The sequence below is a fragment of the Bartonella sp. AU55XJBT genome, from assembly GCF_028618525.1.
On the sequence record NZ_JAQITC010000002.1, the window covers coordinates 210043 to 217083 of the forward strand.

Below are 7041 nucleotides of genomic sequence, written 5' to 3' on the forward strand. Positions count from 1 at the left end.
ATTCGGTTGCTCTTAAAAAAATCTTCTATCCCACTGCTTCCAAAGCAATATTCTTTCTTTGAACAACATTTCGCGTATATTCATCAATTCTACGCTCGATTTCCGGACGAAAATTGCGGATCAAACCTTGTACAGGCCATGCCGCCGCATCACCAAGCGCGCAAATTGTGTGCCCTTCAATCTGTTTAGAAACCTCAAATAACAGATCAATTTCACGCTTTTGCGCTCTTCCCTCAACCATACGTCCTAAAAGGCGCATCATCCAACCTGTGCCTTCACGGCATGGTGTACACTGACCACAACTCTCATGTTTGAAAAAAGCCGATATCCGCCAAATTGCCTTGATGATATCAGTCGATTTATCCATCACAATCATCCCCCCTGTGCCAAAAGAAGATCCGACATCGCGCATGCCATCAAAATCCATGATTGCATCAACCATATCCTCACCACGAACAACCGGACAAGAAGCGCCTCCTGGAATAACAGCTAAAAGATTATCCCATCCGCCACGAATACCTCCCGTATGTTTTTCAATCAATTCACGAAAAGAAATACCGAGAGCTTCTTCAAAGGTACAAGGAGCATTCACATGCCCAGAAACCATAAACAACTTCGTTCCGACATTATTCGCACGCCCAATTGACGAAAACCACGAAGCTCCACGACGTAAAATCGTTGGAACAACCGCTATAGATTCGACATTGTTAACTGTCGTTGGACAGCCATAAATTCCCATATTTGCAGGAAATGGCGGTTTGAGACGAGGTTGTCCTTTTTTTCCCTCAAGACTTTCGAGAAGCGCTGTCTCTTCACCACAAATATAAGCACCGGCCCCATGATGAATAATAATATCACAAGAATGACCATATTTTGTTTTTTTGCCAAGCAAGCCTGCTTCATAACATTCATCCACAGCTGCTTGAAGCGCTTCACGCTCACGAATATATTCACCACGAATGTAAATAAAAGCGACATTTGCTCCCATTGCAAAAGTAGCAATTGCACATCCTTCGATCAGGGTATGGGGATCATGACGTAAAATATCGCGGTCTTTACATGTCCCAGGCTCTGATTCATCAGCATTCACAACCAAATAATGAGGACGACCATCATTCTGCTTTGGCATAAAAGACCACTTCATTCCGGTAGGAAACCCCGCCCCACCGCGACCGCGTAAACCTGACGCCTTCACCTCATCAATAATCCAATCACGACCTTTATCAATAATCTCTTTCAGGCCACTCCAATGACCACGCAACAGCGCAGCCTTTAACGATTTGTCTTTTAAACCATAAATATTGGTGAAGATACGATCTTTATCAGCAAGCATACCCCACCTTTTTTTCTATTACCCGTAGCATTTTTAGCTTTTCCTCAAATGCAATTTTTAAAAAACTTCTTAAAACTTTCTACTTTCAATTAAACGTCGTTATAACCTGGACAAAACAATGAAATATCTTTTCAAAAAAAATATCTCACTCAGACCCCTTTCCTTTATGATCCTTTTTCTTTGAAGATTTGAGAGATTTCCTTTTTTCTTCATCCTCAAGAAGAGAGGTTAAACCACTAATCGGTTCCGATGATTTACGACTGTTTTGTGGCCCCACCGTTATTTCAGAACCTTTTCCTGCTTCAAATGCATCAATAATCTCTTCAAGACGCTCTGCTGTAAGATCTTCATAAGTATCTTTAAAAATCATGACCATAGGAGCATTCACACAAGCACCAAGACACTCCACCTCCTCCCATGATAATGTTCCATCCTGATTGGTCGTAAAAGGTTCATGATGAATTTTTTTCTGACAAACTTTAATCAATTCATCAGAACCACGTAACATACAAGGAGTTGTACCACACACTTGAATATGTGCTTTTGTCCCTACAGGCTTAAGCTGAAACTGAGTATAAAAAGTGGCAACCTCTAGGACACGGATATACGCCATAGAAAGAATTTGAGCGATATGCTCAATTGCAGCACGCGTCACCCAACCATCTTGCTCTTGCGCACGCATTAACAACGGGATAACAGCCGATTGTTCACGCCCTACAGGATATTTTTCTATAGTATTTTTCACCCATATCTGATTTTCCTTTGTAAAAGAAAACTCTGCTGGCTGATAGACATCATCTGCAAGACGGCGTACGGACATTAACGATCAACCTCCCCAAAAACAATATCAATCGACCCTAAAATAGCTGTAGCATCTGCCAACATATGGCCTCGGGTTAAAAAATCCATAGCTTGGAGATGAGCAAACCCAGGAGCACGCAACTTAACACGATAAGGTTTATTGGTTCCATCAGAAACAAGATAAACACCAAACTCACCCTTTGGTGCTTCCACCGCAACATATACTTCTCCAGGAGGCGTATGAAAACCTTCCGTATAGAGTTTAAAATGATGAATCAGCGCTTCCATCGAGCTTTTCATTTCGCTCCGCTTTGGTGGTACAATTTTGCGATCCAAACTCGAAACCGGACCATTCTTTTCAGTCCCCAATAATCGTTCTACGCATTGACGCATAATTTTTGCTGATTGGCGCATTTCTTCCATACGAATAAGATAACGATCATAACAATCACTATTTTTACCTATAGGAATATCAAATTCCATTTCATCGTAACATTCATAAGGTTGACTTTTACGCAAATCCCATGGCACGCCAGCTCCACGGATCATAACTCCAGAAAAACCACGTGCCCAAGCTTCGTCAACACTGACAACACCAATATCCACATTACGCTGCTTAAAAATTCGATTCGGTGTCACAAGCGCATCAAGTTTCCCAAGAGAAACAAGAAACGGATCAATAAAATTACCAATATCCTCAACTAAAGATTCTGGTAAGTCTTGGTGCACACCACCGGGGCGAAAATAATTGGCATGAAGACGAGCACCACAAGCACGCTCATAAAAAATCATCAATCTTTCACGTTGCTCAAACCCCCAAAGCGGTGGGGTCAAAGCACCAACATCCATCGCCTGTGTCGTTACATTAAGCAAATGATTAAGAATACGCCCAATTTCAGAAAACAAAACACGTATTAATTGCCCTCTTTTAGGAACTTTAATATCCAATAACTTTTCAATTGCAAGAACAAAAGCATGTTCCTGATTCATAGGAGCAACATAATCTAAACGGTCTAAATAAGGCCCTGCTTGAAGATAAGTCTTTGTTTCCATTAATTTTTCGGTACCGCGATGCAATAACCCAATATGTGGATCTACACGCTCAACAACTTCACCGTCCAACTCCAAAACCATGCGCAAAACGCCATGCGCTGCAGGATGCTGCGGACCAAAATTGATATTAAAGTTTCGAACATTGACTTCAGCCACAATCAACCCCTTGCTTTTTAAAAAACTTCATATCAAATATTAAACAAATCTATCATACTAAAAACATTTAATTATTTAAGAAACACATTATTCTAATTTAACGCCTTATCAAAACCAATCTTATTTTTTTCCATCTTCTTTTCCATCACAGGGTAAAATATATTCTGCTCCTTCCCAAGGAGAAAGAAAATCAAAATTACGCATTTCTTGGCGCAAAACAACAGGCTCATAAATGACCCTTTTTACTTCATTATCATAACGGCACTCAACAAATCCTGTCACAGGAAAGTCTTTGCGCAAAGGATAGCCTTCAAACCCATAATCTGTTAAAATTCGTCTTAAATCTGGATGATCCGAAAATAAAATCCCATACATATCATAGGCTTCTCGTTCATACCACTCTGCACCAGGATAAACCGCACAAGCTGAAGCAACAGGCGTATTTTCATCCGTACGAACTTTAACACGTAAGCGTAAATTCTCACGAGGAGATAAGAGGTGGTAAGAGACATCAAAGCGCTTCTCGCGAGAAGGGTAATCCACACCACTAATGTCTGTAAGATTAATAAATTGACAGCGAGAATCATCACGAACAAACATTAAAACATCGGTAATTGCATCAAGACGTGCCACAATGGTTAATTCACCAAAGGCAAGAACGGCCTCTTCAAGTTTATTGCCTAACTTGTTTTCCAAATAAACCGCAAGTTCAACCAATGCTTCATCCATCATGACACGAAAACTCTCTATCGCTCTATGGATCCGGTACGACGGATTTTTTTCTGTAACAACAATATGCCGTATAACAATGCCTCTGCTGTAGGAGGACATCCTGGAACATATATGTCAACAGGCACGATACGATCACATCCACGCACCACTGAATAGGAATAATGATAATATCCCCCACCATTTGCACATGATCCCATAGAAATCACATAACGTGGCTCTGGCATCTGATCGTACACTTTTCTTAAAGCAGGCGCCATCTTATTTGTTAGAGTACCTGCTACCACCATCACATCGGACTGACGAGGCGAAGCTCGTGGTGCATATCCAAAACGCTCATTATCATAATGAGGCATTGAACATTGCATCATTTCAATAGCACAACACGCCAAACCAAAACTCATCCACATTAAAGAACCGGTACGTGCCCAAGTAATCAAGGCATCTGCTGAAGTAACTAAAAAACCTTTATCTGATAATTCAGCATTAATATCACGAAAAAACTCATCATTTGATCCTATCAGTTCACCCGTATTTGGGTCAATGATTCCCTTTGGTTTTGGAGCTGTGATCGTTGAATTATTAGATCTTAATTCCATTCAAGAGCTCCTTTTTTCCATTCATATATAAATCCAATAGTCAAAATCGCTAAAAATACAATCATCGACCAAAAGCCAAACATACCTATCGATTCGAATGAAACAGCCCAAGGAAAAAGAAAAGCAACTTCAAGATCAAAAATGATAAACAAAATTGAAACCAAATAGAAACGAATATCAAACTTCATGCGTGCATCACTAAATGAATTAAACCCACATTCATACGCCGATAACTTTTCAGGATCGGGAGAACGATACGCTACAATGTAAGGTGTAATCAATAAAACCCCAGCAATAACCGCTGAGACAATAATAAAAATCAGGACTGGCAAATAAGAGTTCAATAAATAAGCCATAACCCTCTTCCATCTTAACAAAATGCCTGAATTTAACATAATGACTCGATATTGCGAGATCAAACAGACAAATTTAATAATCGCTCTATTCATTCTACTCATACTGCTTGAAAGGTATACAGAGCGATACTTTTCTTATCGGCATAGGTAACGCAGAGCAACAAAAGACGCAAGCCCTATTCTTATAAACCATGTAAAAAGGAAGAAAAAATGTATCCCCCCCCTAAATTAGACACTCTACCTAATTCACAGCACACGAATATCGTAAAAAGAAATTCCATAAAGAAATACAAAATGGCGCGAGTGACGGGGCTCGAACCCGCGACCTCCGGCGTGACAGGCCAGCACTCTAACCAACTGAGCTACACCCGCGCATTTTTTCGCACCAATTTATTCTTGGTACAAGCGGTCGTGTAAGGGGTTCGTTCGTTTATGTCAAGAAGGATTATGCATTTTTTAAAAAATTTATCAAATACCATCTTTATTCTTGCGTTTAGAAAATTTTTTCCTTAAAGAGGACCCATTCAGTTGCTGATCATTGCTTTGGGCGATTAGCTCAGCTGGTAGAGCGCCTCGTTTACACCGAGGATGTCGGGAGTTCGAGTCTCTCATCGCCCACCATAGGCTTTTACTTCTTATACAACTTACTGATTTTATTTGTATTTTTAAACGTGAGGGATACCCGAATAAATGTAAGGGAATAGGATTTTGAAACTTGTCTGTTAAGCTTTATGTTCTTGGATTATGCGCAATTAGCACTGTTAAGTTCTATTCTTGAAAATACACAGTTAACAAAATTCTAGCATTTTCAGGATCGCTTTCCATCTCCTTATATCATTCAAAGAATTGAAAGATGTTATTACGAGGTCTTTGATTCTTTCATAAAAGGATTTCTCTCTATTGATCTAAGTGTATCGCTCAGAAAGCTTGTTCTTCTATTCAAATAGATCCCTTACTGAGCTTATAGAAAAAAGTGTTATAAATATAGCTAATTTTCAGTTACACTTGGAAGAAGTTTTACACCGTCAATGCAAATCTTGCGTAAAATTTTATTCAAATAGTGTAAGAATTTTAAAAAACTCACTGTTAATCAATAAAAACTTTGCCGTGATTATTACTGAATTTTTTAGTTTTTTCTCTATGAGAGCAAATCAGCTATTTTCTTCAAGTGACTCTTTAACTGTACAAGATATCTAAAATATTTTTATTAAAAAATTAAAATCTTTTAAAGAGTTTTCTTATTAAATCATACTTATTTAAAATCAATACAAACTTCCCTTGATTAATACGTCATTCTTACAAATTTATCTCTCATAAACTGTTAGAACAATGATATTTTCTTTTCGCACAATATGAACGATCTAAATAGAATAAATATCTGGAAAGGTAAAATAATTCAAAAATATACATCCGAAAAGAATTTAATGTAATTTATAAAACATCTCCAACTGAACATATCTTGTCATTATGAAAATGATTGTCAGAAATTTTGAAAATATTGCTTTATGAAAAACTTTTAGACAGGAAAATGAAATGCTAAATGTCATATTTGCCTTTCATTTTTTTAAGAATTATTATGTTTAAAAGTAAAACTATTAAGGTAACACACTCAAAGAATTGACTTATGAGGAATTATTTTGCTTGAAACTTAAAATAATTTTACAAAAACGCTCTAGAATGCGTATTAAAATGATTGACCTTTTGTAAGAAGTTTGTCAAAAAGCATATCTAATTTGGAGGGGTGGCCGAGCGGTTTAAGGCACCGGTCTTGAAAACCGGCGTGCAGGAGACTGTACCGTGGGTTCGAATCCCACCCCCTCCGCCACAGCACTTTTATCGTTGTAGCTTGTCGGCGGGTTTTGTATATTTTGACACTGTAGCTTGTCGGCTGTAGCTTGTCGGCGGGTTTTGTATATTTTGACACTAGGTTTTGTACCAAATTATTTTTTTTCAAAGGATTTTTAAGGGGTTCTCAAAGGGTCTTCAAAGACCTTTAAAAGGGTCTTTAAAACCT

6 protein-coding genes and 3 tRNA genes are annotated in these 7041 nt (G+C 38.5%); 2 read left to right on the top strand and 7 right to left on the bottom strand.

Features of this window, described 5'->3' with window-relative positions:
• Window positions 1-25: 25 nt before the first annotated feature.
• From nuoF to PVV70_RS02185, 7 genes are all read right to left on the bottom strand, one after another.
• Window positions 26-1333 carry an NADH-quinone oxidoreductase subunit NuoF gene (nuoF, locus tag PVV70_RS02155; RefSeq protein ID WP_273757764.1) on the bottom strand — a complete coding sequence of 436 codons (1308 nt, stop codon included), beginning with the start codon at window positions 1331-1333 and terminating at the stop codon, window positions 26-28.
• A 145-nt stretch (window positions 1334-1478) separates the two neighbouring features.
• Window positions 1479-2153 (bottom strand): NADH-quinone oxidoreductase subunit NuoE, encoded by a 675-nt coding sequence (gene nuoE / locus PVV70_RS02160; RefSeq protein ID WP_273757765.1) that lies wholly within the window; start codon window positions 2151-2153, stop codon window positions 1479-1481.
• Entirely contained in the window at window positions 2153-3343 is a 1191-nt protein-coding gene (locus tag PVV70_RS02165) for an NADH-quinone oxidoreductase subunit D (RefSeq protein WP_273757766.1), read from the bottom strand. The genes nuoE and PVV70_RS02165 overlap by 1 nt, the downstream gene beginning before the upstream one ends.
• 120 nt (window positions 3344-3463) lie before the next feature.
• Window positions 3464-4072 (bottom strand): NADH-quinone oxidoreductase subunit C, encoded by a 609-nt coding sequence (locus tag PVV70_RS02170; protein ID WP_273757775.1) that lies wholly within the window; start codon window positions 4070-4072, stop codon window positions 3464-3466.
• 17 nt (window positions 4073-4089) lie between these two features.
• Window positions 4090-4671 carry an NADH-quinone oxidoreductase subunit B family protein gene (locus tag PVV70_RS02175; RefSeq protein WP_273757767.1) on the bottom strand — a complete coding sequence of 194 codons (582 nt, stop codon included), beginning with the start codon at window positions 4669-4671 and terminating at the stop codon, window positions 4090-4092.
• Entirely contained in the window at window positions 4662-5027 is a 366-nt protein-coding gene (locus tag PVV70_RS02180; RefSeq protein WP_254474079.1) for an NADH-quinone oxidoreductase subunit A, read from the bottom strand. Before PVV70_RS02180 ends, PVV70_RS02175 begins: the two co-directional genes overlap by 10 nt.
• A gap of 295 nt (window positions 5028-5322) precedes the next feature.
• Window positions 5323-5399: transfer RNA gene (locus PVV70_RS02185), tRNA-Asp, on the bottom strand.
• A 173-nt stretch (window positions 5400-5572) separates the two neighbouring features.
• Between PVV70_RS02185 and PVV70_RS02190 the strand changes: the two genes are divergently transcribed.
• Window positions 5573-5648, top strand: a tRNA-Val gene (locus PVV70_RS02190).
• A 1114-nt stretch (window positions 5649-6762) separates the two neighbouring features.
• A tRNA-Ser gene (locus PVV70_RS02195) sits at window positions 6763-6852 on the top strand.
• Window positions 6853-7041 lie beyond the last annotated feature (189 nt).

What these genes read in the sequence shown, in the direction of transcription:
- nuoF (WP_273757764.1), bottom strand. Translation starts at nt 1,333, where the DNA reads ATGCTTGCTGATAAAGATCGTATCTTCACCAATATTTATGGTTTAAAA.
- PVV70_RS02170 (WP_273757775.1), bottom strand. Translation starts at nt 4,072, where the DNA reads ATGGATGAAGCATTGGTTGAACTTGCGGTTTATTTGGAAAACAAGTTA.
- nuoE (WP_273757765.1), bottom strand. Translation starts at nt 2,153, where the DNA reads ATGTCCGTACGCCGTCTTGCAGATGATGTCTATCAGCCAGCAGAGTTT.
- PVV70_RS02180 (WP_254474079.1), bottom strand. Translation starts at nt 5,027, where the DNA reads ATGGCTTATTTATTGAACTCTTATTTGCCAGTCCTGATTTTTATTATT.
- PVV70_RS02175 (WP_273757767.1), bottom strand. Translation starts at nt 4,671, where the DNA reads ATGGAATTAAGATCTAATAATTCAACGATCACAGCTCCAAAACCAAAG.